We start from the raw sequence: 24,747 nt of genomic DNA, 5'->3' as shown, positions 1-24,747 counted from the left end.
GACAGGACCTCGCCGACGCGCTGCCTGGCGATCAACCACTCGTGCCAGGCCGTCTCCGCTTCCGCGAGCTCGGCGAGCACCCGGTCGGCCACCTCTCGAAGCTCTTCCACGCGCTCCCGCGCGGCCAGTTCCCGCTCCTCCAGCAGACCCACGACCGACGCCATCCCGGCACCTCCACCAGCGAGACAATCCAACGGCCCGAGCATGCCTCGCCCATGCCGACATCATGCCTGAGCTGCGAAAACACGCCGATCAAATTCGGTACGACAACGGCTTCTCAGTGGTCGTACGCGATCAGCGAGCGCATGACGGGCTGGCCGGTGTGGTCGTTGTGCCAGATCGCGGCGGTCAGCGCGAGGACCCGCTGGAGGACGCGGACCATGACGCCGCCGGGTGTGCGGCCTTGGTGTCGTTCGAGGTCGAGCTGACCCTTGAAGGTGTCGTTGACCGACTCGATGACCTGCCGCAACGGCTTGAACAGCTGCGATCCGGCCCGCACGGCCTCGCCCTTGCGGGCCGGACGCAGGAGCCGGAGCTCCAGCTCGGCGAGTTCACGCTCGAACGCGGCGCCGTAGTAGTTCTTGTCCCCGATCAGGGTCTGACCAGGCCGGGTGGCCACCAGGTCGGTCTCGGTGGCCAGGATGTCCAGCAGGGTGGTGCGCTCGTCGGCTTTGGCGCCGGTCAGCGCGAACGCGACGGGCAGGCCGTGCAGGGTGCACACCAGGTGCAGCCGCAGACCCCAGAAGAACCGGGAGTGACTGGCGCAGTAGCCGTACTGGGCCCATCCGGCCAGGTCGGAGCGCTTGACCGTCTCGCGGGAGCGGCCGCACTCGATCGGGGTGGAGTCGACCACCCAGACGTTGTCGGTCCACAGGCTGGTGTCGGTGGCCAGCAGCCGGTTGACGCGGGCGATCAGGTCGGCAGCCTTGCGCAGACGCCGGTTGTAGCCCGACTGACCCGGCAGGTACGGGAACAGGTGCCGCAGGTGGGAGCGGGCGTAGCGGATCCAGCGGCGCTCGGAGACATGGCCGAGCAGGGCCTGCATCACCGCGAGCGTGACCAACTCGGCGTCGCTGAGCCGGGGCTCGATACCGATCTCGGGCCGCCACGGAGCCAGATGCGGCGATTCCTTCAGCAGATCGGTGAGGTAGGCCCGTGGGCGCGGTGCCGACGTCTCCGTCGGTCGTCTCCCTCGGGCCCCCTCCCGCACCCGGCGTGCGAATTTCTCCGCACCGGGCGCTCCACGTGTCTTGACCGTTGGTCAGCCGCCTGCCGTGGCGACTGCTGCTTTCGAGGTCCACGGGGTCGGGATGTCGCTTCCGCGGTAGCGGTAGCGTTCCACTGCGACGCTGGATGCGCCGGTGAAAACGACCCCGTTGTGGGCGAACCGCCACCCCTTGTCACAGAAGCGGTTGCGGAGTTCCTTCATCCCGAGCCGGTGTTTCCCTGCGTACTTGGCGCGGATCCACCGCATCAGCCGACCCCAGGTGTGGGAGTCGACTGCGGTGAAGGTCGCCTTTGACACCCCGTGTCGGAAGAAGTTCGCCCACCCCGCCAGGCTCCGGTTGAGGCTGCGAAGCAGCTCGTCCAGTTCCATGTGGCGGGTCGATCTGTACGTCTGCTCCCGCACCTTGTCCTTGATCGACGCGATGGCCTTCTTGGACGGCTTGGTGTAGACGTAGTGCTTCGTGGTTCCTCGCTTCCGTTGGCGGCGGATGTTGTGTCCGAGGAAGTCAAAGCCCTCGTCGATGTGGACTACCCGGGTCTTCTCCGGTGCCAGCCGCAGCCCCAGCGGGGCGAGTACGGCTGCCACCTCCTCGCGCAGGCTCTCGGCGTGGTGGCGGTCTCCCGAGACCACCAGGACGAAATCATCCGGGTAGCGGATGATTCGCCAGTTGCCGAGGCCGTCCTTCTTACGCTTGGATCGCCGATACGGTGTCCCCATGTCACGATGCCATTGCTGGTCGAAATGATCGTCCAGCGCGGACAGAGCGATATTGGCGAGCAGCGGCGATAGGATCCCACCCTGTGGAGTCCCTGTCAGCGACTCTTCCCGATTTCCGAGTTCGGTGAGGATCCCGGATTTCAGGAATGCCTTCACCAGCCCGCAGATACGCTTGTCCTTGATCCTCATCCGGAAGCGATCCATCAATGCCGTGTGATTGATCTCGTCAAAACAGGCCTTGATGTCGCACTCCAGCACCCAGTGGTAGTCCCTGGAGCCGGAGGTCAGATAGTGGATCTCGGCGATGGCGTCATGTACGCGCCGCTTCGGGCGAAACCCATACGAGCACGGCTTGAAGTCCGCCTCGAAAATGGGCTCAAGTACTGCCTTCAGGCTTGCCTGGACCACACGGTCGGTGATGGTGGGGATACCGAGTTTCCGGAACTTCCCCGTGCTCTTCCCTTTCGGGATCATCACCTGCCGTACTTCGACCGGCCGGTACTCGCCAGACTTCAGCGAGTCCCGGAGCCTGGCCAGGAAGGCACCGACCCCTACCCAGGTCTCGACCACGGCCGCATTGACCTTGTCGATCCCTGCCGTCTTGGCGCCCCTGTTGGTGGACACGCGTTTCCAAGCAGCCATCAGGAACGCCGGGTCGTAAACGAGGTTGAACAGATCGTCGAAACAGCGACCGGGATCTTCGGTCGCCCAGCGGTGCAACTTGCTCTGCATCCTCCGTACCGCGATCTCGGCCGAATCTGCATCCGGCCAGGATGCGGCACCGGTATTCACCGGCGCATCTCCGGACATTACATCCACTCCTTGTCTGACACGCTACCGCCCTTCCCCATGTGCACGGGCTTTCCCCGGCGCGGAGTACTACGGCGGCTCCGCCCCATCCGCTCCTTCGGCAGACGTCGCGCCTATCCCGCTGTCCGACCCTGGAAGGGCCGGATGGCGGGAGTGGATACGGATGGTTCCCACGTTCCCTGTTGTCCGATCGACGGGTTAGGCACCCGGCTTTGCCCCTGCGGCATCGTCACGGATACTGCCGTAGACAATTCACCATGACCTCCCGGGTCGAACATCGAAGACCCTCCCCGGGAGTTCCTCGCCGCCAAGACGGCGAGTGCGCACCGCAAACCAGCCCGAATCCACCGGGTTAGAGCTGGCACGTGATCAAGAGGCGTAACGCAGCCGGTTCCTCGCGTATACCTTCCCGTCTCGCTCACCGCGCCCGATCCATCCGGCAGTCCTGGATCGTCGCGACTTTGTCGAGGCTGCTCCCACCCTCCCCGGCGACTCCCGGGTCCGGCTGCCTCCAGCTTCACCCCACCGCTACGGCGGCAGGGAGATGAAGGTCTTCCACCCCCATTCGGTACAACAACAGAGCCTCGTGGCGCACTCGGTCTTCACGTAGAGTGCGGTCGCGAGGGAGTCCAGATCAGGCGTCACAACCGATCTTTGGACTCCCTCGCTTCATTTCATGCGCGCCGGCGAGCCCTTGGCATCAGTCATCTAGGAGCGTGTCCCAGTAACCGGCAACCCTGATGGCACTTCTTGATTTTGGCCACGGATGTGTGGGCTCCTCAGCCAGGTACTGATAGGTCCCTTCGGGTTGTGGCTATGTCCGGGCTTGTCGCGTTGGCGGCGGCCTCGGATCGGCGGTCGTCCGCTCAGATGGAGAGCCGGTCGCCGAGTTGGCTGCGGAGGTACAGGACGGTGTGGCTGTGCCGTGCGCGGGTGACCAGTCCGGCCCGGTGCAGCACGCCGAGGTGCTGGCTGACCGTGCCCGGACTGGTGCCGAGGCGGCGGGCGAGGTCGGTGGTCCCGGCGGGCTCGGCCAGCAGGGTGAGGATCCTGGCGCGGGTGCGTCCCATGAGGTCGGCCAGCGCGGCGGGCACGGCAGTGTCGGTATGCCATACCGTGGCGCGGCCCCGGGCCGGGTACCAGACCCGGGGCGGGAGCGCGTGGTCGACCAGGGTGACGGCGTGGTCGCAGAAGAGGGAGGGGGTGAAGGCCACCCCGCGGCCATCCACGTCGACGTCCAGCCGGGCCTCGGGGAAGGCGTCCAGGAGCAGGGTGCCGTCCTGCCAGCTCAGTCCGGGGTCGATGTCGGCGAACAGCGCGGCGGCTCCGCCGTCCGCGAGTCGTCGGGCCCGGTGCAGGATGTCGGCCCGCAGCACGGCCTCGATCCTGGGCCAGTGCGGCGCGATCACCAGGGCCCAGTACCCGTACAGGGTGTCGGTGATGGCCGACAGCGTGCCAAGGGGGTCGTCCAGTGCTCCGTGCAGCCGGGGGTGCAGTGGTCGGCCGCTGGCCGCTTGGAGCAGGTCGGCGGTGACGCGCTCGGCTGGGGTCGCTCGCAGCACGGCGAACTCGTCGTCGATGTCGGGGGCGGGGACCGGGGGCTGGGGGGTGAGGAAGTCGGGCAGGAAGCGCCGCGGCCCGACCAGGGCCTGCAGCAGCGGCCAGTCCACTTGGTCGAGCAGCGGGGCGGCCTGGCGCAGCAGCGGCTGGTGCGCGGCGTGCCGGATCGGGTTGTGCCACGCCCACAGGCTCAGCACGGTCTCCTGGAGCGGTGAGACGGCGAACCGGACGGCGGCGAGGTCGCCCACGTCCAGGCGGAGCAGCAACATTCGGCCCATCCTAAATGTCTGGCCGGGTGTGACCTGGCCTGGTGGGATCGGCGGCATGGATTCTGCTGCTTCCGGTGCTGCACCGGCGACCTACGACCGTATCGGTGTCGGCTACCGGCGGGTGCGGGTGCCCGACCCGCGACTTGCCACGTTAATCCGGCAGGCGCTGGGCGAGGCGCGCACGGTGGTCAACGTCGGTGCCGGGACTGGCTCCTATGAGCCCGACCACGCGCACGTCACCGCTGTGGACCCCTCCCAGGTCATGCTCGACCAGCACCCGGGAACGAACAAGGTCCGGGCTGGAGCGGAGGACCTCCCGTTCGCGGACGGGGCCTTTGACGCCGCCATGGCCGTGATGACCGTCCACCACTGGCCCGACCTGCACCGCGGGCTCGCCGAGTTGCGCCGGGTGGCCCGACGGCAGGTCGTCTTCACCTGGGACCCGACGCACCCGCGGGAGCTGTGGCTGCTCGATGAGTACCTGCCGGAGATCCGCGCCTTGGAGCATGCCCGCTTCACTGCGCTCGCCCAGGTGGCCGAAGCCCTGGGCGCGCACACAGTCCTGCCCTTCCCGATCCCGCACGACTTCACCGACGGCTTCCAGATCGCCTACTGGCGCCGGCCGGAGATGTTCCTGGACCCGGTCCTGCGGCAGGCCAGCTCGACGTTCGCCCAACTGCCATCGACCGTGGTGGAACCGGCGATGGCCCGGCTCCGCGCGGACCTGGCCTCAGGTGCCTGGCACCGCCGCCACTGCGACCTGCTCGAACAGGACAGCGTGGACTACGGTTACCGCCTCCTCATTGCAGACTCACCGGCATGACCCCACGGCCCTCAAAACTCGCCCCCGGGGAGATCGACTGGGCACAGCTGGGGAGCGAGTGAGCGCAAGGTGGCCGTTTCGGGGAGCACCATCAACCGCCTACACTTCAAGATCATTTGTGAGGGATGATAGCGGTATGCGTGGTGAGGACGGGTTGTTCGAGGTCGAGCCGGCCGAGAAGAGGCAGTCGCAGGGCCGTCCGGCGGCGGTGGACAAGCGGTTCAGGGCGTTCGACCCGCACCAGGTCCTGCTGCTGCCCCGTCGTTGGACGACTGGCTGCCCCAGGACCACCTCGCCCGGTTCGTGGCCGACCTGGTCGACGACGTCCTCGACCTGACGGCGATCCGAGCCGACTACACCGAGAAGCGCGGCTACCCGCCCTACGAACCGCGGCTGATGCTGCGTCTGCTGATCTACGGCTACACCACTGGGGTGCGCTCCTCACGGGCGATCGAGCGCAGGTGCGCCGACGACATCGTGTTCCGCTACCTGGCCGCCGGCCAGGTAGCGGACTTCCGGTCGATATCGCGGTTCCGCCGCTGCCACCTGGACGCCCTCGCCGACCTGTTCACCCAGTCCCTGCACCTGGCGACCAGGCTCGGCATGGTCAAGATGGGCCGCGTCGCCCTGGACGGCACGAAGCTCGAAGCCAACGCCTCCAAGCACAAGGCCATGAGCTACGGCCGCCTGATCGACAAGGAAGAACGCGTCGAGGCCGAGATCGCCGCCATCGAGGCCCAGGCCGCCGCCCTGCTGGCCGACGCCGAGGCCACCGACACCGCCGAGGACCAGAGGTTCGGTGTCGACGGCAAGGACACCGACCTGCCAGCCGAACTCGACCGCCGCGAGAAGCGCCTGGCCAAACTGCAGGCCGCCCGCGCACAGATCGAGGCCGAAGCCGCCGACAAGGCCCGCGCCCACGCCGAGGACAAGGAACGCCGCCGCCAGGAACGCGCGGGCACCGACGACGAGCAGGCCGTCACCGACGCCGGCGACAAGGCCGCCGCCAGGGCCCGCCCCAAGCCCAAGGCCCAGGCCAACTTCACCGACCCCGACTCACGGATCATGAAGAACGGCGACGGCGCCTACATCCAGGCCTACAACGCCCAGGCCGTCGTCGACGAGGAACACCAGGTCATCACCGCCGCAGGCAGGATGATGATCAACACTCTCCGACACTATGCCCCGGGAATGAGGGTGGGTCCTGAAACCGCGCGACCTGGTCTCGTCCAGCAACTCACGCAGCCGCCCGACGCCGCACATCTTGCCGCCGGCCGCGGCGACCACCTCGACCGGACCGGCGTGTCAACCCGTCGTGAGGATCGGGTCACGAAACGAGTCGACCCCGGCTCGCTCCACCGCAATGTGGAGCGTACTCTCTATTTCATGGCCCGACCACCTCGCTACGACGAGACGCAGTTGCTGGACACCGCCGTGCGGATCGCGGCCGACACGGGGCCAGCGGCGGTGACGATGTCGGCAATCGCCCGCGCCAGCGGCGTGCCCAACGGCTCCATCTACCACCGGTTCCCGCAGCGGCTTGCCCTGCTGGCCGAGTTGTGGCTGCGGACCGTCGAGCACTTCCAAACCGGATACTTCGCCGCGCTGCAATCCGACAGGGATCCGCTGCGGGCCGGGGCCGCTGCGGCCCGGCACGTCGTCGCCTGGAGTCGGCAGAACCCGCGGGAAGCCGCGGTGCTCTTGCACGGACCGCAATCCTTCGGCCGCGACGAATGGCCGGAGGAGTACACCCGGCGTGCCGACGACGGCAACAAGCGCGTGCTGGAGGCGGTGGCAGAACTCGCCGAGCGCGCGGGGGCCACCGCCGAGCTCGAAGTCGACCGGGTCATGCTGGCAGTCATCGAACTGCCGCTGGCAGTGGTCCGACGATATCTGCGCGCGGGTCGGCCGCTGCCCCCGCACGCCGAAGAACTCGCCGAGCGCTGCGCATTGGACCTGCTGGCCCAGTAGGGCTTTGTTAGCTTAGGTCCTATGGTGGGGCTCGGGGACGGGTGCGGGTTGGCCGCATATCGAGCAGGCGCCGGTCCAGGTGGCTAGGAGGGCCTGGAGTTCGCGGAGGACCGCGTAAAGGGTCAGGCCGGCGCAGGGACTTTGGGGTCGAGCCTGAGCATGGTGCAGAAGGCCTGGGCGAGGGCGGCGAGGGTAACGTGGCGGTGCCAGCCGAGGTAGTTGCGGCCCTCGAAGTGGTCCAGACCGAGACCGTCCTTGAGTTCGCGGTAGTCGTGCTCAACTCGCCAGCGGATCTTGGCGATTCGTACCAGCTCGCGTAGTGGGGTGTCGGTGGGCAGTGTCGAGAGCCAGTAGTCGGTGGGCTCGGCGGAGTCGGGTGGCCACTCGGCGAGGAGCCAGCAGTCGGGCAGGGATCCGTCGGCGGCCCGGCGGATGGATCGGTTGGCCGGGCGTACCCGCAGGGCCAGGAACTTCGAGCGCATCTCGGCGTTCGGGTTGTGCTTGGTGGCCTTGCTGCCCTGGCGCCAGGTGACAGTCCGCAGGCTGTCGCGTCCGGCGGCCAGGGCCAGGGCGCGCAGGGTGGCGTGCGGCTGGGGGTAGGCCGACACGGGAGGGCGGCCCTGCCCGGAATACGGCGGGCGCTCGGGCGTGGCGTCGCCGGGGTGGGCGGTGGTGGTGGCTTTGACCGCGACCGTGTAGGCCAGGCCGCGCTCGGTCAGGCCCTCGCGAAAGCCGGTGGCGTCCCCGCAACCGGCGTCCGCGACGACCGGCAGATTCGGCAACTCCCAGTTGCCGCGCATCTCGTCCAGCATGTCCAGGGCCAGGCGCCACTTCTCCCGGTGCCGCGCTGTGTTGGGAATGCCAGCCTTCGTCCGGCGTCGGCGGATCGCTTCGGCCAGCAGCGGATCCTCGCCGTGTTTGGTGTCGTCCCAGCTCTCGGGCAGGAACAGGCACCAGTCGACGGCCGAGGAGGCACGGTCGGACACGAGGTTGACACTGACCCCGATCTGGCAGTTGCCGCGCTTGCCCAGTGCGCCGCAGTACATCCGCGCCACCCCCGGCGAGTCGTATCCGTCCTTGGGGAAGCCGACATCGTCGATCGCGTACGCCTCGGGCGAGATGTGTGCCGCAGCCCAACGGGCCAGTCGCTCACGGACCTTGGAGTAGTCCCAGGTAGAGGAGGAGACGAACTGCTGCAACTGCTGATGGTCCACGCCAAGGCGCTCGGCCATCGGCTGCATCGACTTGCGCTTGCCGTCCAGCATCAACCCGCGCAGATACAGCTCGCCCTTGGCCCGCTGGTCCCGACGCGCCAGCGAGCCCAGCATCTCGGCCGCGAACGCCTCCAGACGCGGACGGACCTCTTTCATCTCCTCAGGTGTCACACCTGACAGAAGACTACTCGGCGGTGATCAATCGGGGTACCTAACAAAGCCCTACTATAAGTCTGCTGAAGATCTTGCTGGTGGAGGGGCTGTCCCGGTTGGGGACAGCCCCTCCTGCGCTATGCGGGTGCGGGGGTGATGGTCCAGGTGTGGCCTGTGTGGGTGAGGCTGAGGTTGATCAGTCGGCGGAGGTTGAGGGCGGCGGCGCGGTTGTGGAGCCAGGTGTTGTTCTTCAGGACGCCTCGGTAGGGGACCCGGCGGGTGCCGCGGGCGGTGAGCCAGGCTATGGCTCGTTCGACCGGTGGCCGCCAGCGGCGTTATTCGGCTTGCCAGTTGGGGTCGGTTGCGGTCTGGCGGGCGGCTTTGAGGCGGTCGTACTGGGGGTGGACGTTGAAGGTGCAGCCGGTCTTGGAGCGGGTGCAGCGCTCGCGGAGCGGGCAGGTGCGGCAGAGGGTCTTGAACTGGGCCTGGCGGTTGCCGTTCGCGAGGGGGCGGCCGAGGGCTTTGGTGTGGCCGGCGGGGCAGGTAACGGTGCCGGCGCGGGTGTCCACGTGAAAGTCGTCGCTGGTGAGGCCGCCGGGGACGGCGGGCTTCAGTGGCGGTGGCTTGATCACGAGGGTGTGGCCGTCGGCTTCGAGGGCTTCGCGCAGGTCGCCGGTGCCGTAGGCGGTGTCGCCGAGGACGGTCAGGTCCTCGGTCTCGTCGGCGAGCAGGGTCTCGGCGACGGCGGCCTCACGGTTCTCGCCGCCGCTTCCGGCGGTGAGCTCGACCTCGGTGAGCAGACCGGTCTCAGGTTCGGTGGCGGCGTGAGCGCGGAAGCCGTCCTGGGCGGGTTCGGTTCTTGTGGATGTGCCTGGCCTCGGGGTCGACGGTGGACACGATCCGGTCGTGGGCGGCGCCGCGGGCGATCCGCCACCGCCCGTCGCGCCCGTCTGAGCCGCCGGCGACCTCGACGTCCTGCCCGGCGACCAGTGTCAGCAGCGGCGTCGGCGGCCTTCTCGTCCAGCTGCCGCTCGGGCAGGCGGCCGAGCAGGTTGAGCGCGTCGGTGACCAGGGCGTCCACCAGCGTGGCGCGGGCGACTTCGTCGTTCCAGGCGATGCGGGGCTTGCCGGGGTCGGTGTCCTTCGCGGACGGCGAACAGGTGCTCGCGGAGTGGATCTCGAAGGCCACCGCTGCCAACGGCGCGGTTTATGACAACAAGTGCGCCGGAGTCTTCACCGTCCGGGACGGGAAGATCACCTCGGTGACGGAGTACGCCGACACCCACCACGTCGCAGCGACCCTGTTCGCCCAGGACTGACCAGGCAGGACAGAGGCTCGGCCGGGCCGGAACCGCGTCGGGGGCATCGGCTTCTCTGCCTCGCCATCCGGCAGGGTCCTCACAACCGGTTGGCCCAGCTCTGAAATGGAGCGTATTCTCCATTTCAAGTGGAGAGGTTTCTCTAATATCCGGGGAGGGCTGCACCATGGCAGTACTGAACGTCCACGAGCGCTGGATTCCGGCGGCACCCGAGCAGGTCGGTGCCTTGATCGATGCCTTGGCTGGCGACGACGACCCGCTGTGGCCGTATCCGGCCTGGCCGAGGATGAGGTTCGACCAAGGGCTGCGCGTCGGTTCGCGGGGCGGTCACGGCCCCATCGGCTACACCGTCGCGGCATACGTGCCTGGTCAGTGGGTGAGGTTCCGCTTCAGTGCCCCGCGCGGCTTCGAGGGGTTCCACGAGTTCACCGTCGAGTCCGACGAACCGGGCAGCACCGTGCTCCGCCACGTCATCGCAATGCGATTGCACGGAACCGCCCGGTTCGCCTGGCCGCTGGTCTTCCGCTGGTTGCACGACACTCTGATCGAGGATTGCCTGAACCGGGCGCTTCACGCCTTCCGGCCGGACGACGGCGATCACCGCAAGATGACGGCACATGTCCGGATGCTGCGTCGCCTGACCTCGCAGACGGCCGCCCGGGCGAAGCCGCCGGTGGTGGAGCCGGAATCTCGTCCGGCCCCGGCGGCGGGTGACATGACGGCGCCGGCGACACCCGCGCCGTGACCGGACCGCGCTTCGACGTGACCGAGTGGCGGAGCGTGCGGAGCGCGGCCACAGCGGGTCCACCCTCACGAGAACCCCGATGAGCAGCACCATGCATGTCGATCGGAGTGCATCCATGTACCTGCCGAACACGGCCCACGAGACACGCCCCTGGCTGATCCACCAGATCGCTCCCGACTTCCGGTTGGAGGATGTCTGGGCCCTGCCGACGCCCGGCGGCCCGGACGGCTTCACGACTCTGGTGTCGGTGCTTCAGGACGGCGACTTCCAGCAGGACGCCCCGCCGGTCGCGCGCATGCTGTGGCAGCTGCGCTGGAAGCTAGGCGCCGCTTTGGGTCTGGACCGGGACCGGGGCGGACTCGACACCCGGGTGCGGCCCCTGCGCCACCGCCTGCCTCCGACGCTGCGTGAAGCGGCCGCCATCCACCCCGGCGACGGTCGGTCGCCGTTCACCTTCCTCTACCAGTCGGGCAATGAACGTGTCGCAGAGATCGCCAACCGGACCATGCACGGAGTGGTGCACCTGGGCTGGGTCCCCGACGAGCAGGGCGGCTGGCGCGGCCAGATGGCCGTCCTGGTGAACCCGAACGGCCGTCTCGGGACCGCCTACATGGCCGCCATCAGGCCTTTCAGGCACCAGGTCGTCTGCCCCGCCCTCATGCGCTCCTGGGAGCGCCGCTGGCAGCGCCAGTGGGAGCACGACACCCGCCCGGCGCCGACCGGACAGCATGACGCCCCGGCGGCCGTTCAGCCTTGACCAAGGAGGTCTCAAACATGGTGGTCCACCCATCCGACTCTCCATCTCGCCGCAGGGGTGGTGCGATATGAGAATGCCCATCGAGGCCCACACCTCGCGTCCCTGGCGCATCCACGAGATCGCACCGGATTTCCGGATCGAGGACGTCTGGTCGTTCCGCACTCCCGGCGCCGGACCGGACGACTTCCCCGTGATGCTGGCCGCGCTGGAGGCCAGCAACCGGCCCGGGAAGACGACCTGGCCGACCCGGTTCCTGTTCGCGGTGCGCTGGAAACTCGGCGCGGTGTTCGGCTGGGACAAGCCGCAGGCCGGCCTGGACGCCGCCGTGACGTCCCTGCGGGATCGCCTTCCGGAGGACCTGCGCCGCTGCCCTGGACATAAGGATCCGAACATCCCGTTCACGCCGGTGTACCAGACCCATGACGAGTGCGTGGAGGAGATGGCCAACACCACCGCCCACATCGTGTGCCACCTGGGCTGGGTCGCGACCGACGACGGCGGCTACGAACTCCGGATGGCCGCCCTGACCAAACCCGGCGGCCGGCTCGGCCGGTTCTATCTGGCCTTCATCAAACCCTTCCGCTACCTGGTCATCTACCCAGCCCTGACCCGGCGCTGGGAGAGAGCCTGGCTCGACCGCGACCGCGACCTGGACAAGAAGGTGCACCATGACCGCGAAAGCTGACCCAGGGCCGTCCCGGAACCGGCAGCTGATCACCTGGGCCGGATGGCTCCTGGTGACATTCGGAACAGCGCACACAGTGCTCGCGCTGACCATCGAGCACGCCGCGAGCCACGCACGCGACTGGTTCAGCGGGAAGCTGTGGGGCTCCGACCTGGCCGCGATGAGCCCGGCCGGAAGCGCATATTGGCTGACCTACAACAGTTTTGGCCCGCCGATCGTCATCATCGGCTTGACAATCATGTGGCTGAACCGCCGCGGCATCGCCCCGCCGCCGTTCATCGCCTGGGCCCTGCTGACCTGGACGGTTGGCGGCACGGCGCTCGCCGGGTTCGCACCCCCGCTCGACTTGGCCGCGGAGATCCTCCTGCTCGTCGCCGCCCACCGCGCCAAGCAGGCGCCCCGGACGGACCCGGTCCACCACGCTACCGGACCACAAGAATCCTGATGGTAGAAGCATGTCAAAGGAAGAAATGAATTCACACCCCATGAAGCCTTCGGCAGGACCCGATGCGGACTTCGTGACGGAGCAGGCCCCTCCGATCAGTCGCCTGCGCGTCATCGCCTGCTACGGCACCATCGCGGCAACGTTCCCCTACCTCGCCCTCAAACTCGCCTGGGCCGCCGGCAGTCACATCGGCGTCAAGTGCGACGCGATGGAGAACCCGACGATGGTCGGGGCGAATCTCGCGACACTGGGCATGGACGCCGCCGCCGCGACGCTGGCGCTCGCGCTCATCAGGCCCTGGGGTCGCCGGATCCCGGCCTGGCTGCTGGTGTTCCCGCTGTGGGTCGCCACCGGATTCATCGGGCCGATCCTCATCGGCGCCCCGCTGTCCGGCCTGGTGGCGGCGATGACCGGGACCGCGGGCGGCGAGCCGCGGCACGACCCGGCAGACGACATCGCCGGCTGGGTGTTCGGGATCGTCTACACCGGCTTCATTCTGCAGGGGATCGGCCTCGCGATCGGGTTCTTCCTCTACGCGCGCTCCCGCTGGGCCCCGGCATTCCGGCTGCAGCTTTGGGATCTGCCCACGGGCCCGAAGTTCGCCGCGCAGAAGATCACGATCGCCGGCGTCGCGGCCTTCAGCCTGCTCCCCGCCGGGATCCACTTGTACTGGGCGGCCGGCGGCACGGGACTGCGGCCGGACCTGGACCAGACATGGCAGGTACGGCTGGTCGTGGAAGGCGTGTTCGCGCTGCTGCCACTGACCGGGACCGTCGCCATGCTGATCCTGGCCGGCAGCCGAGACGCACGGCCGGCGCGCACGACGCTCGCCGCAGCCTGGCTGGGCACCGGCGCGCTCTTCTCATGGGGCTTCTGGTGGATGGTCTGCGCCTCCTTGAAGGTGCCGTTGTCGGAGGGCAAGGACATGCGCGGCCTGGGCCTGGTCGGCGGGATGATGACGCTGGCCGGAGCGGTGCTGGCGTCGGGGCTGGCGCAAACCGTGGCCACGGCGCTCGCGACACGTGCACAGACTTCGAGGACTGAGATGGCTACCGCCGAGTCGTCGTAGCAGGGCGCCGCCGCAAGTCCGCACGCCCCTTCGTAGGGCGTGCGGCCTTGCGGCGTCGGTCGCATGCAAGCGCTGTCGCCGCCGTTCGTCACGCCGTCTTGGTGGCCCACATGATGACGTTGGTGCCGAAGAACCTCTTACGCCACCCGATGTCCTCGAAACCGAGCCCGTGCAGCACCTCGGCGATGCGCTGCGGCGACATGAAGTCCCGCGTGCTGGATTCGAGATAGGCATAGGACGTGCGGTCGCGCGCCACGACCTGTCCCAGCAGCGGAACGATGACACGCATTCCCCACTGCACGACCGGCTTCACCGGGCCGCTCGGGGGGCACGTTTCGAGGATCACGAGGCGGCCGCCGGATTTGAGGACCCGGCGCTGTTCGCTGAGCGCTCGGTCCAAGTCCTCGACGTTCCTGAGGAGGTAGCCCTCGGTGATCCCGTCGAAGGACTCGTCTTCGAAGGGCAGACAGGCCGCGTCGGCATGCTGCCAGCGCACCGCGGCGGCCCCGGGTTTGGCTTTCGCCCGGCGCAGCATCTCCTCCGAGAAGTCAAGGCCGGTCACCGTGGCGGCGGGGTACCTGCGAGCGGCCTCCAGAGCGATCGCGCCCGTCCCCGTCGCCAGATCCAGCAGCTTCCCGCCTCCGGGCGGCGCGACGAGAACGGCCACCTCCCGGCACCATTTCTCATGACGGCCGAGCGTCATGACGAAGTTCATCCGGTCGTAGTACCCGGCGATCTTCTGGAAGATCCCATGCACTTCGGAGTCCTTGCCGCGACGCGTGTGGGAACTCATCACCTGTTCTGCCTTTCTCTGCTGGAACGGCTTCTGCCGGATCGCCCGGGAAAGGCGACACGACTCCCGACGGCTTCGGGCTGAGCCGTAGACTTCGAACGCTCAGTGGTCACTGCTGTCGGGATCCCGGGTCGGATGCATGAGTTGGGAATCCATGCGGTCGACATGATCCGAGAACATCCACCTCGATAGCTTGGCCCGGATCTTCAGCGACCGATTCCTGGGCCGTGGCGCGCCGTTCTCATCGGTGTCCGGCTGGAGTTCCAGCGGCTTCTGCACCTCGTGCGCGGTCAGCCGGTACCGTTCGCCTGCGGATAGCGGCTCATGGACCTCAGTGAACTTGCCTCCCACCGAGACCTTGATGATGCCGGTCTCACGACCGTGGAGGACCTTTTCCTGGTCGCGATGTTGCAGGCCGAGGGCGATGCGCTTGGTGCACCAGAACGCGATGACCGGGCCGACGAAGGCCAGGACACGCAGCGTCCAGCTCAGGGTCTCAACTGAGAGGTGGAAGTGGGTCGCGATCAGGTCGTTGCCGCCGGCGAGCCACAGGACGCCGTAGAAGGTGATGCTGGCCACGCCGATCGCGGTGCGGGTCGGGCGGTTGCGTGGACGGTCCAGCAGGTGGTGCTCCCGCTTGTCGCCGGTGACCCACTGCTCGAAGAACGGCCACAGTGCCAGGCCGGTGAACAGGATGCCAGGCACGATCACCGCTGGGATCAGGACGTTGAGGGACAGCGTGTGACCCCAGAGAGAGATCTCTCTCTGGGCGCTGCCGCTGAACGTGTGCTGGAACTGCACGAGCAGGATTGGCCGCCGCCCACGGCCTGATCACCGGCCCGATCGGCCGCGAGGGCCTGATCGGGCTGCTGGCGATGTCGCTGGAGATCTCGGCGAAGCAGCACCGCAACCGGTACCTGGCGGTGCACGAACTCTCATTGGAAGCCACCCGCCGCCCCACCCTGCAGCAGACCTTCGACGCCATGAAGAGCTCGGCGGTCGACTTCACCCACGAGCAGCACCAAGCCCTCGGGCTGACCACATCGCGGGCTGACGTGGAAACCCTGATCACCCTGTTCGGCGGTGCACTGTTCAATCTGATCACCAGCCAGGCCGGCGAAGTCGACGGTGCTACGTGCACCGCACTGGCCCGCACCATGGTCGCCGGCATCGCATCATGACCCGGCGGGGCGCGCGGACCGACGGACACCCACCAAGAGCAGAACGGATGCGGCTGTCGCCAGCGGCGCGGGGGACGGCTCCACGCTGACCGTACAGACGACAGTCCACGGGAGCACCACCCAGGGGAGGAAGACCGGCGGCGTTATGCCGCGTCGATCCATCCACGTCACCAAGAGGCCGATGACGAACAGCGGCAGACCGAAGCCGGCCGGGCTGCCCCAGAAGGCATTGGCCGCGCGGGTGTCCTCCCACCAGTGGCCCCAAAGCCGCAGGAACAGCCAATCCCCGAAGTACGACCGGCTGAGCAGCAGTCCGACGAGAAGGTGCACGGCGCCAATGAACGCCAGAAGCCGGCCGGCCCATTTGATCACGCGAGTCACACTCCTGTCGCAGGGTTCATCGGTAGTTGTGGAGTTTCCCAGGGGCGATCTGTGCAGGAATGCTGCGATCGTCGGCCACACCCCGAGGGCTCAGGCGCGGTGGCGCCGGTAATAGGAGAAGGTGACGGCCGCGAGCAGCGGGCCCCAGAGCACCAGGGGCTGATAGCAGACTCCGACGATGTCGCGCCAGGGTCCCTGGAACGCCGGGTGGTGCTCATGGGACCACCACCACGCGAAGCCGCTCCAGATGGCCGTGAGAGCCACTGAGCCGAGCGCGGCGGGAATGACGGCCGCCAGCGGGTGAACACGTCGTCCTCCGATGAGCGGTATCCAGCGCGGTACGACCTCGCCCCACGGCCGGACCAGTCCAAGGGTGAGCAGGGCCAGTGCCTCGGAGACCACGCTGAGGCCGATGACGGCGACGCTGCCCCAGCCCGGGATCTGGAACGACCGGTGAAGTTCGGCGTCGCTGTAGCCGACAGGCAGGCCGAACCCGAGGGCTATCCGCCACAGGCCCGAGGGCACGGTGGTGAGGGCGGCCGCGTGGGCGGCACGGACGGCCCATCGGGGAGCCGGGAGCGGGGTGCGCCGGAAGGCGGCCTTGCGCTCGCGATCTCCGTCATGTCCGGCACCGGGATCGGCCGGCGGGGCTGTCGTCGAACCTGAGGCCTCGCCGACGGAAGTCCCTGTCCGCCGTCCGCGCCGGTCGGCGGTACGGCCAACGTATGTCCGGGTCCGGCGCTGGTAGGACAGCGAACAGACGCCGAGGGACAGGCCGATAGCGAAGAAGTTGACGAACCCGATGACGAACACTGTGGGCGACAGACCGGCCAGATGCGTCGTCGACAGGCCGCCGGTGGCTATGACGACAAGGCCGAGGCCCCCATAAGGCGTCAGCGTCACTGCGACCGCCCAGCCGGGAGCCAGCAACAGCCACCGCGGGACCCGTCGGCCCCGGAGCCCCGGCACCCAGCGCGGGAAGATCTGACCCCATGGCCGGACGAGCGCGGCGAGCAAGGTGACGGCCAGCAGGATGCCGATCGCGGTGAAGTCGAGGCCGTGTCGCTCCATCCACACCAGGAAGCGGGGCGCCCCGTTCTTGGCGAACTCGTCGGCAAGATCCATCCCGGCGGGCTTCCCCGCGGTGCCGCCCCAGGCCCAGTAGGCCTTCATCGCGACATACGGGAGGGCTCCGACTGAGCCGGTGACAGCCGCCCACGCGGCTGCGCGTCCCGCGGCGACGATGGTGGCGTCGGTCCCCGCCAGCGCCCGCCCACGCCTTGGCGGCATCCGACGGTCACCGGAGTACAGCACGGCCATGGCCCACCCCTTCCGGAGATATTAGAGAGCTCGATCCAATTAATATAGAGGATACTCTCCATTTGGCCGGACTGGGACGCGGGACCCCTCCTGGCTTGGACGCCGACAGGCGGCGGCCCTATGCGGGCCCCGAGGACTTCGCCGGTGCGGTCGAGGCCGGTCGCCGGGGCGTGAGCCAGATGGTGACCGGTAACAGGGCACCCGTCGCAACCCCGGCTGCGAGGTATGCCGGTTTCGGGTCGAACACGGCCCGGTCTGACCGCTTCGTGCACCGCGAGTGGTGGCGAGCGATCCCATCACGGCGAAGCCGAGGACGGTTTGCCGGGAGGTGCCGACGGTTGCGGAGGCCAGGCCCGTGCGGGAGCGGAGCATGGCGGTCATCGCGATGCCGGTGAGCAGCGTGTTGGCCAGGCTCGCGCCGAGCAGCGGATAGACGGGTTCGGCGAACACCGGGTCGGCGTGGCCGTCGGCAGGACCAGCAATGCCGAGGCGCGGTCAAGGTGGTCGCGGCGGTCAGCAGGACGGGCCGCACCCGAGGCGTGGCGCCAGGCGCCCGGCGGCAATGCGGCCCAAGGCCAGCGCGGCGGGAGCGAGCAGCAGCCTCAGGCCGGCCTGCATCGGGGACAATCCGCGCACCTGCTGCAGTTGCAGAGAGTTGATGAACACGGTGCCGTTGAAGGCCAGGTGGTGCAACACCGCGAGCAGACTCGCGCCGGCGAAGGCCCGGTCCCGATACAGCGCCGGATCGATGAGCGGATAGTTCGATCCGCAATCCTCCGCACCGAAGCATCCGTATGTAGGAGCCAGCCTCAGCAGACGAATGACTAGGAGCGTGGGTCGGTAACGAGCAAGCGGCTCCGCTCCCGTGACCGGCGGGGCGGTCGCGGCTGCCCCGCCGGGGCCTGCGTGGGGCTGTGGCGGGGGTCTGCCTGCCGGGTGTCCGGCTGTCAGGGCTCGTGACGCGGCGGGGAGGCCCGGCTGGTCAGCCGGCCAGAGCGGCGATCCCTGCTGTCCCGGCGTGGCGAAAGATCTTGCGGAGGTTGTGGCAGGCCGCGAGCAGGCGCCACTCGCCGCGGGCGCCGTCCTCGCCGCGCAGGAGGAGCTGGCGGCCGTTCTGGCAGGTCATGATCTGTCCTAACTAGCCGTTGCTCTATCGAACCTCGCGGGCGTGAGTTCGAGTCTTCCGACTCGGTCGGGTGATCTTCTGGTCGGCTGGGCATGAAGGTGGGGCCTCCCGTGCAGCTCGTGGGTGTCGAATCCAGCCGAGCCGAACCCGCCATCGCCGCCGTCCTCGGCGTCGCATCCCTGGACGAGCGCCTGCCGGCGGCGTCCTGGTGCGGCCTCGCCGTCCTGGCAGGCGGCCTGGCATTCCTGACCCTGCCGGGCAGAAGGTAGGCAGGGCGTCCTTGAACGTGTTCAAAAAGCGTGCCAGACTGGTCCGGCGCGAGACTTCGCACGCGTCGGACCGGGGGGCAGCATGGCATCGAAGGTGCTTCGGAAGCTTGCGCTGGTGGCGGGGGGTCTGCTCCTCGGCTGTGCCACCTGCGCGGGCGCGGGTGGCGACCGGGCGGTGATCGAGGGGGCCGACCTGGTGGGCGACTGGGGCAACGGCGCCGGCGCCCGCCTGCACATCGCCGCCGACCACACCGCGAACGGGAGCGGTCTCAGGCACGCCGTCCCCGACCGCAGCTGCCCCACGGAGGTGTCGGCTGCCAGATGGGAGTTCTTCGCGCCGCAGGGTCCGCGCAAGCCCGAGGACAGCCTGTGGCCCGCCAAGGGGGACTCCTTCGGCCTGGACCTGGCCCCGAGTTCGTGCAGCGTGTTCGTGGCGGTCCAGCGCGACGACGACGGGTACGACCTCTGCCTGGTGATGGATCCGGACCAGACCTGCACGGACGAGGAGCTCCTCCGCAGGCTTCCGACGCCGTCCGGCTGAGGGTCGCGCCGGGCCCGCACCGGAAGTCGGACCGGCCGACTTCCGGTGCACCGGGGTGGGTAGGGTGGAGTGATCGAGCGATCCGGCGTGGGCCAAGTGGATTGCCGCGTAAGGATCCTGACGCCACGCCTGTTGATGAAGGGGCCTGAAGCCATGTCGGATTCCACCACGCCCGGTCCGTTGGAGCTGCTCGCCCGGTACCGGCGGGCGATGCTCGACCTGGACGCGGACGCGCTGGCCGAGCTGTACGCCGAGGCACCTGGGCGGCCGAAGGCGAACGCTCGGCGGTGCTGGATAGCGCCACGGGCGAGGTGGTCATCCGCGCATTCACCCTGTGCGTGCCGAAAACCTTGCGGCCGTTGATTTTCTTGCCGCCGTCGTAGCCGCGTGTGGCGGCGCCGACCACGGCGTCGGCCTTGACCGACTGGGAGTCGATGATCCCCGCAGACGGTTCCGGGTCGCGGCCCTCCTTGACCCGCACCCGGCGGCGCAGCCGGTCGTGCAGTTCGGTGAGCAGGCCCTGGGCCAGGAAGCGGCGGAAGAAGCGGTAGACGGCCCGCCAGTGGGGGAAGTCGGCGGGCATCGCCCGCCACTTGATGCCGCCGTCGACCAGGTAGAGCACGGCGTCGACCATGGTGCGGTGGCAGTAGGCCTCCGGGCGGCCGCCCCGGCCCTCCAGCCAGCGCGGCAGCGGCAGCGCGTCGCGCACCACGGCCCACTCGGCGTCGGTGAGATCGCTGGGGTAACGGCGCTCGCGATCCTCGTGGTCGGCGGCGTTGCCGAACCGGTGAGCGAGACAATCACAGCCCGACACGCCGGAGTTGGACGCTGACCCGGACGACAGACTGGGACAACAGGGCCTCCTCGCACTCCGGTGACTCGACATCTCCGGGCTGTGCAGGAGGCCCTTCCTTCATACGCCGGCCCGTACGCGATCACCCAAACGGGACCGAGAACCGAACCCCCGTCCGATCCTCAACCCCCGAGAACGCTTTGATCACGGCTTCTGACTGACGGTCATTTGCGCGCTATGCCGTTGGTATGCGTTATGCAGATGGGGGCGGGCTGACGGCGAAGGCACGTCAGCGCCGCGAGGAGGTGCGGCTGGAGGCCGCCGCGTTGTTCGACGAAGGCATCCCGCCGAGGGAGGTCGCCCGCAGGCTGCGGGTGAGCCTGAAATCGGCCTATCAGCGGCACCAGGCCTGGCGGAAGAACGGGCTCGGGGCGCTGGCTTCACGGGGACCGGGTGGGCAGCGGTGCAAGCTGTCGGCACGGTGTCAGGAGAAGCTGGCCGGGTATCTCGAGCAGGGGCCGACCGCCCACGGCTGGGACCAGGACCAGGTCTGGACCGGCGCGCGGGTCGCGACGCTGATCGGCAGGAAGTTCCACGTGTCCTACAGCGTCTCGGGTGCCACCCGGCTGATGCACCGGATCGGCTTCACCCCGCAGGTCCCCGCGCCGCGGGCCGCGGAACGCGACGAGCGGGCCGTGGCCGCGTGGCGGGAGGTGACCTGGGCGGAGGTAAAAGCGCCCGGGCGGCCTGCAACGGCTTCATCTGCTTCGAGGACGAAGCCGGGTTCATCCGCAGACCGCCCAAGGGACGCACGTGGGGACGGCGCAGCATCACCCCGGTGGTGAAGGTCTCCGGCCGCCGCTCGGGAAGGGTCTCGGCCGCCGGGCTGATCGCCATGCGCCCGGGCTCCCGGACGAGGCTGTGCCACCGGCTGCGACGCCACACCGAACGCAAGGGCGAGCGCCGCAGCCTGTCCGAGCGCGACTACATCGGCCTGATCGACGGCATGCACCAGCTGGTGAAGGCGCCGATCGTGCTGATCTGGGACCGGCTGAACACCCACGTCTCCCACGCAATGCGCGACTTCATCAACGCGCGGGACTGGCTGACGGTGTTCATCCTGCCCGCATACGCACCCGAGCTGAACGCGGTCGAGTACCTGTGGGCCCACGTCAAACGCAGCCTCGCCAACCTCGCCCTCGACCGGCTCGAGACCCTTGTCCGCAACCGCCTCAAACAACTGCCATACCGCCCCGACATCCTCGACGGCTTCCTCACCGGGACCGGACTCTCCCTCGACCTCCCACCGCCACCACCCTGAAGCGCCGAGATCAGTATCAGATATGAGTGGGCGGTTGGGTGGCGACGGGTGGGCCTTCGTCACCCCCGCGGACGACGCACCATGGACGGCCGCCAGCGCTCGGCGGCCGTCCGGACGGCGCTCACGCCGTGGTCGCGCCCGGGCCGCTCAGCCCCAGTTGCCGACCAGCGGCTTGTCCCCCGGGTTGCCGAAGCGGCTGCCGTAGACGGCCATGGAGCCGTCCTTGGCGGAGCCGTAGAAGCTCTGGTCGCCGAGGCGGTAGACGCCGACGGTGTCGATGCCGGTGCCGTCCCAGTCGCCCTTGACCGGGATGTCCCCGGGGTTGCCGAACCGGTAGCTGTGGTCGTCGGGGCCCTGGGTGTTGCTGTCGCGCAGGTGGAACGTCTGGGTGGCGGGATCGTACGCGCCGACGGTGGTGCGGCCGCTGCCGCTCCAGTTGCCGACCAGCGGCGTCCAACCGGAGTCACCGAACGTGACCCGGTAGGCGGTGGTCGCGTTGTCGTCGCTCAGGTAGAAGGTCTGCTCGCCGGGACGGTAGACGCCGATCGTGGTGCGGCCGTAGCCGCTCCAGTCGCCGACCACCGGGAGGTCCCCGGGGTTGCCGAACACGTACGAGGAGGTGGTGCCGTCGCCGCCCGGCAGCACGAAGGTTGCCGTCGACGGGTGGTAGACGCCGACGGTGTCGGTGCCCGGGCCGTTCCAGTGACCGGTCAGCGGGACGTCATCCGGGCCGGTGAACAGCGGCGAGCTGCCGGACGTCCCGATCAGCACGTCGTTGTGGCTGTTCTCGCCGACGCTGTGGTCGCCGGGCCGGTAGATACCGACGCCAGCCGGGGCCGGAGTCGAGGTGGCCTCGATGACGGCCTTGCCGATCCGCTGCTGCTGCTGGGTGGTCAGCGGCATGGTGGCGGCCTGCTGGGCGTTGAGCCAGCGGAAGTTCTGCAGGTAGACGACCCGGGGGTGCTGCGCGGCCACGGCCCTGTAGTCGGCGTTGTTGCCGGCGATGACGGGGTCGGTCGCCTTCTCGCAGCCCCAGACTCCCGGGATGATCGACTCCGGGAACAGCACCAGGTGCTGGTCGGGGGAGGCGAGCGCGCCCTGCAGGGCGGACAGGTTCTGCTCGATGACGGCGCGACCCGGGCAGTAGTTGTCGAAGCCGACCAGGTCGGCCCCGCTCGGCACCGGCGCGGTGAGGTGGTACGCGTCCGTGGTGTAGGCCAGCATCTTGCCCGGGAAGGCATTCCGCACCTGGTTCACCTCGGTCTGCACCTGGCCGGCGTCGAAGCCCTGGTAGTACGGCTCGTCCAGGGTGTAGATCGCGGAGAGCTTGTCCAGGTTCGCGCCGATCCGGGCGGCCAGCGCGGCCAGGGCCGCCGGGGCGTCCGGGTTGGGCCGGTACTTGCCGGGCCGGTTCGGGTCGGGCTGCGCGACCTGCTTGCTGACGTCGATGACGCAGGAGGCGGGGCGGCAGTAGTCCAGGAAGCCGGCGCGGCGCGGGTCGGTGAGGTCCTGGTCGATGAAGGAGTTCATGTTCGTCCAGGGCGCCACCTCGGCGCTGTGGTCGACGCTGTTGTTGGTCGAGTCCGGGTCCATGATGTCGAAGTACCCGTAGTAGTCGAGCCCGCCGAGCATGCTGACCCGCAGGTCGTCCGCGGCGCCGACGGCGCCGGGGGTGGTGCGCTGCGAACCGAGGTGCACGTAGCCGTCGCGGGGCAGGGCCGCGGGCGTCGCCCCGGCGAAGACCGTACTGCCGTTCACCGTCACGGTCGCCTGCCGGGCGGTGCCGACGGCGAGTGCGAGCGAGACGTCGTAGCTGTCGGAGCCTGGCGTGACGGCATCGGTGAGCAGCGGCAGTGTCCGGCCGCCCTGGTACAGCTTCAGCGAGCCGTCGGCCTGGACCTTCAGGCCGAGCGCGACGTCGGCGGCGTCCACCGCCCCGGTCGCCCCGGAGGCGTTGCTGACCAGCAGCGTGGCCGCGTCGGTGCCGTTGGTGCGGCCGACAGCCGGGGTGAGTCGGGCGTGCACGGTGTACGAGCCGGAGAGGTCCGCGGTGGCGGGCTTGTTAAGCCGGACGGCGGCGGTGCCCTTCGGGAAGGACAGCACGTTGGGCGCGGCGGTGCTGTTGACCCGAACCGAGCCATCCGGGGGTGTCGCGGCGAGGCCCGTCACCCCGGACACCGCCGTGTAGTTGGCCGAGACCAGGCCGGGCTGACGAACACTCAGGTCGCCGTTGAGGCCGGCGTCGGTGCCGGCCGGGGCGCCGTCGAAGGTGTCGACGAAGGGCTTGGCACCGGCCGTGGCGGCGGCGTCGATCCGGCTGACGTTCACGCCGGTGCCGGTGCCGTCACCGAAGGTGGTGAGCTCGCCCGGGGTGGAGAGGTAGGCACCGAGGTAGAGGAAGGCGCTGCTCGGCCAGCGGTTGACGGCGTCCGGGCCGGTGACCGGGAAGGTGGTGTCGTTGACGGTCAGGGTGACGGCCTTGTCGGCACCGGTCGACACCTTCAGCGAGACGGCGTACCGGTCGGCAGGCGCCACTGTCCCCTGCCAGAAGGGCGTTTCACCGCCCCGGCCGTGGAACAGGGCTAGCCGGCCCGAGGAGGTGACGGTCAGTCCGAGGTCGACGTCCCCGTTGGTCACGTAGCCGGTGGCGCGGTGGCTGCGGCTGAGCACGAGCGAGGCCCAGTCGCCGCTGGAGGTGTCCCCGACCGCCGGGTCCACCACCGTGGAGACGGTGTACGTCCCGGCGGCGTCGGCTGTCACGGGCGCGCCGAGCATGACGGCCGAGACGCCCTGCGTGAACACCAGCCGGTTGGGCTGGTCGGCCGTGCTGACCTGGACGTACGAGGAGTCCGGCGGCACCTGGGTGTCCCACCGGCCGGAGGTCCTGGTCCAGGACACCGTCCGGGCGCTGCCCTGCTGGCGCTGGTCCAGGCCCACGTTGAGCCCGTGCAGCGGCACGGTGTTGAGCACCTGGCTCTGCCGGAAGGAGTCCGCGAACGGGCCGGCGGCGGTCAGGTTCACGGGCGTCGGGGCCGACGGCGCCGGAGCGTCGGCCGCCGAGGCCGTCCCGGCGGCGAGGCCGGCCGGGACGGCGGTCAGTCCGATGAGGGCTGCGGACAGGAGTCCGCGGCCCAGACGTTGGGCAAGCGTCACGGGTCAGCTCCAGTGGCCGGTGATGGGGGTGTCGCCGGGGTTGCCGAATCGCATGGAGAAGATGACGTTGTTGGAGTCCTGGCCGGCGCCGTAGAAGTCCGAGG

Annotated in this window: 24 protein-coding genes and 3 pseudogenes; 14 read left to right on the top strand and 13 right to left on the bottom strand. The window is 69.1% G+C overall.

Features of this window, described 5'->3' with window-relative positions:
• Positions 1-277 precede the first annotated feature (277 nt).
• From ACH4E7_RS42320 to ACH4E7_RS42310, 3 genes are all read right to left on the bottom strand, one after another.
• A complete protein-coding gene (locus ACH4E7_RS42320; RefSeq protein WP_396254546.1) occupies positions 278-1,138 on the bottom strand; it encodes an IS982 family transposase in 861 nt (286 codons plus the stop codon).
• A 123-nt stretch (positions 1,139-1,261) separates the two neighbouring features.
• Positions 1,262-2,755, bottom strand: a complete 1,494-nt coding sequence (ltrA, locus tag ACH4E7_RS42315; protein WP_396254543.1) for a group II intron reverse transcriptase/maturase — start codon at positions 2,753-2,755, stop codon at positions 1,262-1,264.
• An 866-nt stretch (positions 2,756-3,621) separates the two neighbouring features.
• Positions 3,622-4,584 (bottom strand): ArsR/SmtB family transcription factor, encoded by a 963-nt coding sequence (locus tag ACH4E7_RS42310; protein ID WP_396254542.1) that lies wholly within the window; start codon positions 4,582-4,584, stop codon positions 3,622-3,624.
• A gap of 55 nt (positions 4,585-4,639) precedes the next feature.
• Between ACH4E7_RS42310 and ACH4E7_RS42305 the strand changes: the two genes are divergently transcribed.
• The 3 genes and pseudogenes from ACH4E7_RS42305 (at position 4,640) to ACH4E7_RS42295 (ending at position 7,378) form a co-directional block, all read left to right on the top strand.
• Complete coding sequence (locus ACH4E7_RS42305; RefSeq protein ID WP_396254541.1) at positions 4,640-5,407, top strand: class I SAM-dependent methyltransferase; 768 nt, start codon at positions 4,640-4,642, stop codon at positions 5,405-5,407.
• Positions 5,408-5,561: 154 nt separating this feature from the next.
• Positions 5,562-6,556: pseudogene (locus ACH4E7_RS42300) on the top strand (transposase); the annotation flags it as partial.
• A 237-nt stretch (positions 6,557-6,793) separates the two neighbouring features.
• Positions 6,794-7,378, top strand: a complete 585-nt coding sequence (locus tag ACH4E7_RS42295; protein ID WP_396254545.1) for a TetR/AcrR family transcriptional regulator — start codon at positions 6,794-6,796, stop codon at positions 7,376-7,378.
• A 122-nt stretch (positions 7,379-7,500) separates the two neighbouring features.
• Here ACH4E7_RS42295 and ACH4E7_RS42290 read toward each other — a convergent pair whose 3' ends face one another.
• The gene (locus ACH4E7_RS42290; protein WP_396254540.1) at positions 7,501-8,763 is read right to left on the bottom strand and encodes an IS701 family transposase; all 1,263 of its coding nucleotides are present in this window, start codon (positions 8,761-8,763) and stop codon (positions 7,501-7,503) included.
• Between the two features lie 119 nt (positions 8,764-8,882).
• Positions 8,883-9,545, bottom strand: a pseudogene (locus ACH4E7_RS42285) (transposase).
• A 264-nt stretch (positions 9,546-9,809) separates the two neighbouring features.
• Between ACH4E7_RS42285 and ACH4E7_RS42280 the strand changes: the two are divergent.
• The 6 genes from ACH4E7_RS42280 to ACH4E7_RS42255 all read left to right on the top strand — a co-directional run bounded on the left by ACH4E7_RS42280 (position 9,810) and on the right by ACH4E7_RS42255 (position 13,765).
• Entirely contained in the window at positions 9,810-10,064 is a 255-nt protein-coding gene (locus tag ACH4E7_RS42280) for a nuclear transport factor 2 family protein (RefSeq protein ID WP_396254539.1), read from the top strand.
• A 166-nt stretch (positions 10,065-10,230) separates the two neighbouring features.
• The gene (locus ACH4E7_RS42275; RefSeq protein ID WP_396254538.1) at positions 10,231-10,809 is read left to right on the top strand and encodes an SRPBCC family protein; all 579 of its coding nucleotides are present in this window, start codon (positions 10,231-10,233) and stop codon (positions 10,807-10,809) included.
• A gap of 115 nt (positions 10,810-10,924) precedes the next feature.
• Positions 10,925-11,566, top strand: coding sequence for a DUF2867 domain-containing protein (locus ACH4E7_RS42270; protein WP_396254537.1), 642 nt, complete (start codon positions 10,925-10,927; stop codon positions 11,564-11,566).
• A gap of 67 nt (positions 11,567-11,633) precedes the next feature.
• On the top strand, positions 11,634-12,251 hold the full coding sequence (locus ACH4E7_RS42265) for a DUF2867 domain-containing protein (protein WP_396254536.1): 618 nt from the start codon (positions 11,634-11,636) through the stop codon (positions 12,249-12,251).
• Positions 12,235-12,696, top strand: a complete 462-nt coding sequence (locus ACH4E7_RS42260; protein ID WP_396254535.1) for a DUF6463 family protein — start codon at positions 12,235-12,237, stop codon at positions 12,694-12,696. Before ACH4E7_RS42265 ends, ACH4E7_RS42260 begins: the two co-directional genes overlap by 17 nt.
• Positions 12,697-12,706: 10 nt before the next feature.
• A complete protein-coding gene (locus ACH4E7_RS42255) occupies positions 12,707-13,765 on the top strand; it encodes a hypothetical protein (RefSeq protein ID WP_396254534.1) in 1,059 nt (352 codons plus the stop codon).
• A gap of 88 nt (positions 13,766-13,853) precedes the next feature.
• On the opposite strand, the gene ACH4E7_RS42250 is transcribed toward ACH4E7_RS42255, so the two are convergent.
• Both ACH4E7_RS42250 and ACH4E7_RS42245 read right to left on the bottom strand, forming a co-directional pair.
• On the bottom strand, positions 13,854-14,558 hold the full coding sequence (locus ACH4E7_RS42250) for a ubiquinone/menaquinone biosynthesis methyltransferase (protein ID WP_396254533.1): 705 nt from the start codon (positions 14,556-14,558) through the stop codon (positions 13,854-13,856).
• A gap of 102 nt (positions 14,559-14,660) precedes the next feature.
• On the bottom strand, positions 14,661-15,359 hold the full coding sequence (locus ACH4E7_RS42245; protein ID WP_396254532.1) for a hypothetical protein: 699 nt from the start codon (positions 15,357-15,359) through the stop codon (positions 14,661-14,663).
• 8 nt (positions 15,360-15,367) lie between these two features.
• Here ACH4E7_RS42245 and ACH4E7_RS42240 point away from each other — a divergent pair, with 8 nt between their 5' ends.
• A complete protein-coding gene (locus ACH4E7_RS42240; RefSeq protein WP_396254531.1) occupies positions 15,368-15,739 on the top strand; it encodes a hypothetical protein in 372 nt (123 codons plus the stop codon).
• On the opposite strand, the gene ACH4E7_RS42235 is transcribed toward ACH4E7_RS42240, so the two are convergent.
• From ACH4E7_RS42235 to ACH4E7_RS42220, 4 genes are all read right to left on the bottom strand, one after another.
• Positions 15,734-16,111 carry a DUF6463 family protein gene (locus tag ACH4E7_RS42235; protein ID WP_396254530.1) on the bottom strand — a complete coding sequence of 126 codons (378 nt, stop codon included), beginning with the start codon at positions 16,109-16,111 and terminating at the stop codon, positions 15,734-15,736. The genes ACH4E7_RS42240 and ACH4E7_RS42235 overlap by 6 nt on opposite strands.
• A 99-nt stretch (positions 16,112-16,210) precedes the next feature.
• A complete protein-coding gene (locus ACH4E7_RS42230) occupies positions 16,211-17,440 on the bottom strand; it encodes a hypothetical protein (RefSeq protein WP_396254529.1) in 1,230 nt (409 codons plus the stop codon).
• A 513-nt stretch (positions 17,441-17,953) separates the two neighbouring features.
• Positions 17,954-18,136, bottom strand: coding sequence for a hypothetical protein (locus ACH4E7_RS42225; RefSeq protein ID WP_184351237.1), 183 nt, complete (start codon positions 18,134-18,136; stop codon positions 17,954-17,956).
• Positions 18,137-18,422: 286 nt separating this feature from the next.
• Entirely contained in the window at positions 18,423-18,566 is a 144-nt protein-coding gene (locus ACH4E7_RS42220; protein ID WP_396254528.1) for a hypothetical protein, read from the bottom strand.
• Between the two features lie 110 nt (positions 18,567-18,676).
• Between ACH4E7_RS42220 and ACH4E7_RS42215 the strand changes: the two genes are divergently transcribed.
• Positions 18,677-18,835 carry a hypothetical protein gene (locus tag ACH4E7_RS42215; protein WP_396254527.1) on the top strand — a complete coding sequence of 53 codons (159 nt, stop codon included), beginning with the start codon at positions 18,677-18,679 and terminating at the stop codon, positions 18,833-18,835.
• 94 nt (positions 18,836-18,929) lie between these two features.
• Positions 18,930-19,376: a hypothetical protein gene (locus ACH4E7_RS42210; RefSeq protein ID WP_396254547.1), complete on the top strand. Its 447-nt coding sequence runs from the start codon at positions 18,930-18,932 to the stop codon at positions 19,374-19,376.
• Between the two features lie 559 nt (positions 19,377-19,935).
• Here the strand turns inward: ACH4E7_RS42210 and ACH4E7_RS42205 are convergent.
• Positions 19,936-20,262 (bottom strand): annotated as a pseudogene (locus ACH4E7_RS42205) (transposase); the annotation flags it as partial.
• 155 nt (positions 20,263-20,417) lie between these two features.
• Between ACH4E7_RS42205 and ACH4E7_RS42200 the strand changes: the two are divergent.
• Both ACH4E7_RS42200 and ACH4E7_RS42195 read left to right on the top strand, forming a co-directional pair.
• Positions 20,418-21,014, top strand: coding sequence for a winged helix-turn-helix domain-containing protein (locus ACH4E7_RS42200; protein WP_396254526.1), 597 nt, complete (start codon positions 20,418-20,420; stop codon positions 21,012-21,014).
• Complete coding sequence (locus ACH4E7_RS42195; protein WP_396254544.1) at positions 20,957-21,490, top strand: transposase; 534 nt, start codon at positions 20,957-20,959, stop codon at positions 21,488-21,490. The genes ACH4E7_RS42200 and ACH4E7_RS42195 overlap by 58 nt, the downstream gene beginning before the upstream one ends.
• A 147-nt stretch (positions 21,491-21,637) precedes the next feature.
• Here the strand turns inward: ACH4E7_RS42195 and ACH4E7_RS42190 are convergent, their stop codons facing one another.
• Complete coding sequence (locus ACH4E7_RS42190; protein WP_396254525.1) at positions 21,638-24,643, bottom strand: hypothetical protein; 3,006 nt, start codon at positions 24,641-24,643, stop codon at positions 21,638-21,640.
• Positions 24,644-24,747: the final 104 nt, after the last annotated feature.

It is taken from the genome of Kitasatospora sp. NPDC018058, assembly GCF_044327205.1.
GTDB lineage: Bacteria > Actinomycetota > Actinomycetes > Streptomycetales > Streptomycetaceae > Kitasatospora.
Note: the sequence above shows the minus strand (reverse complement) of the source record. Positions and strands in the feature narration are given on the sequence as shown.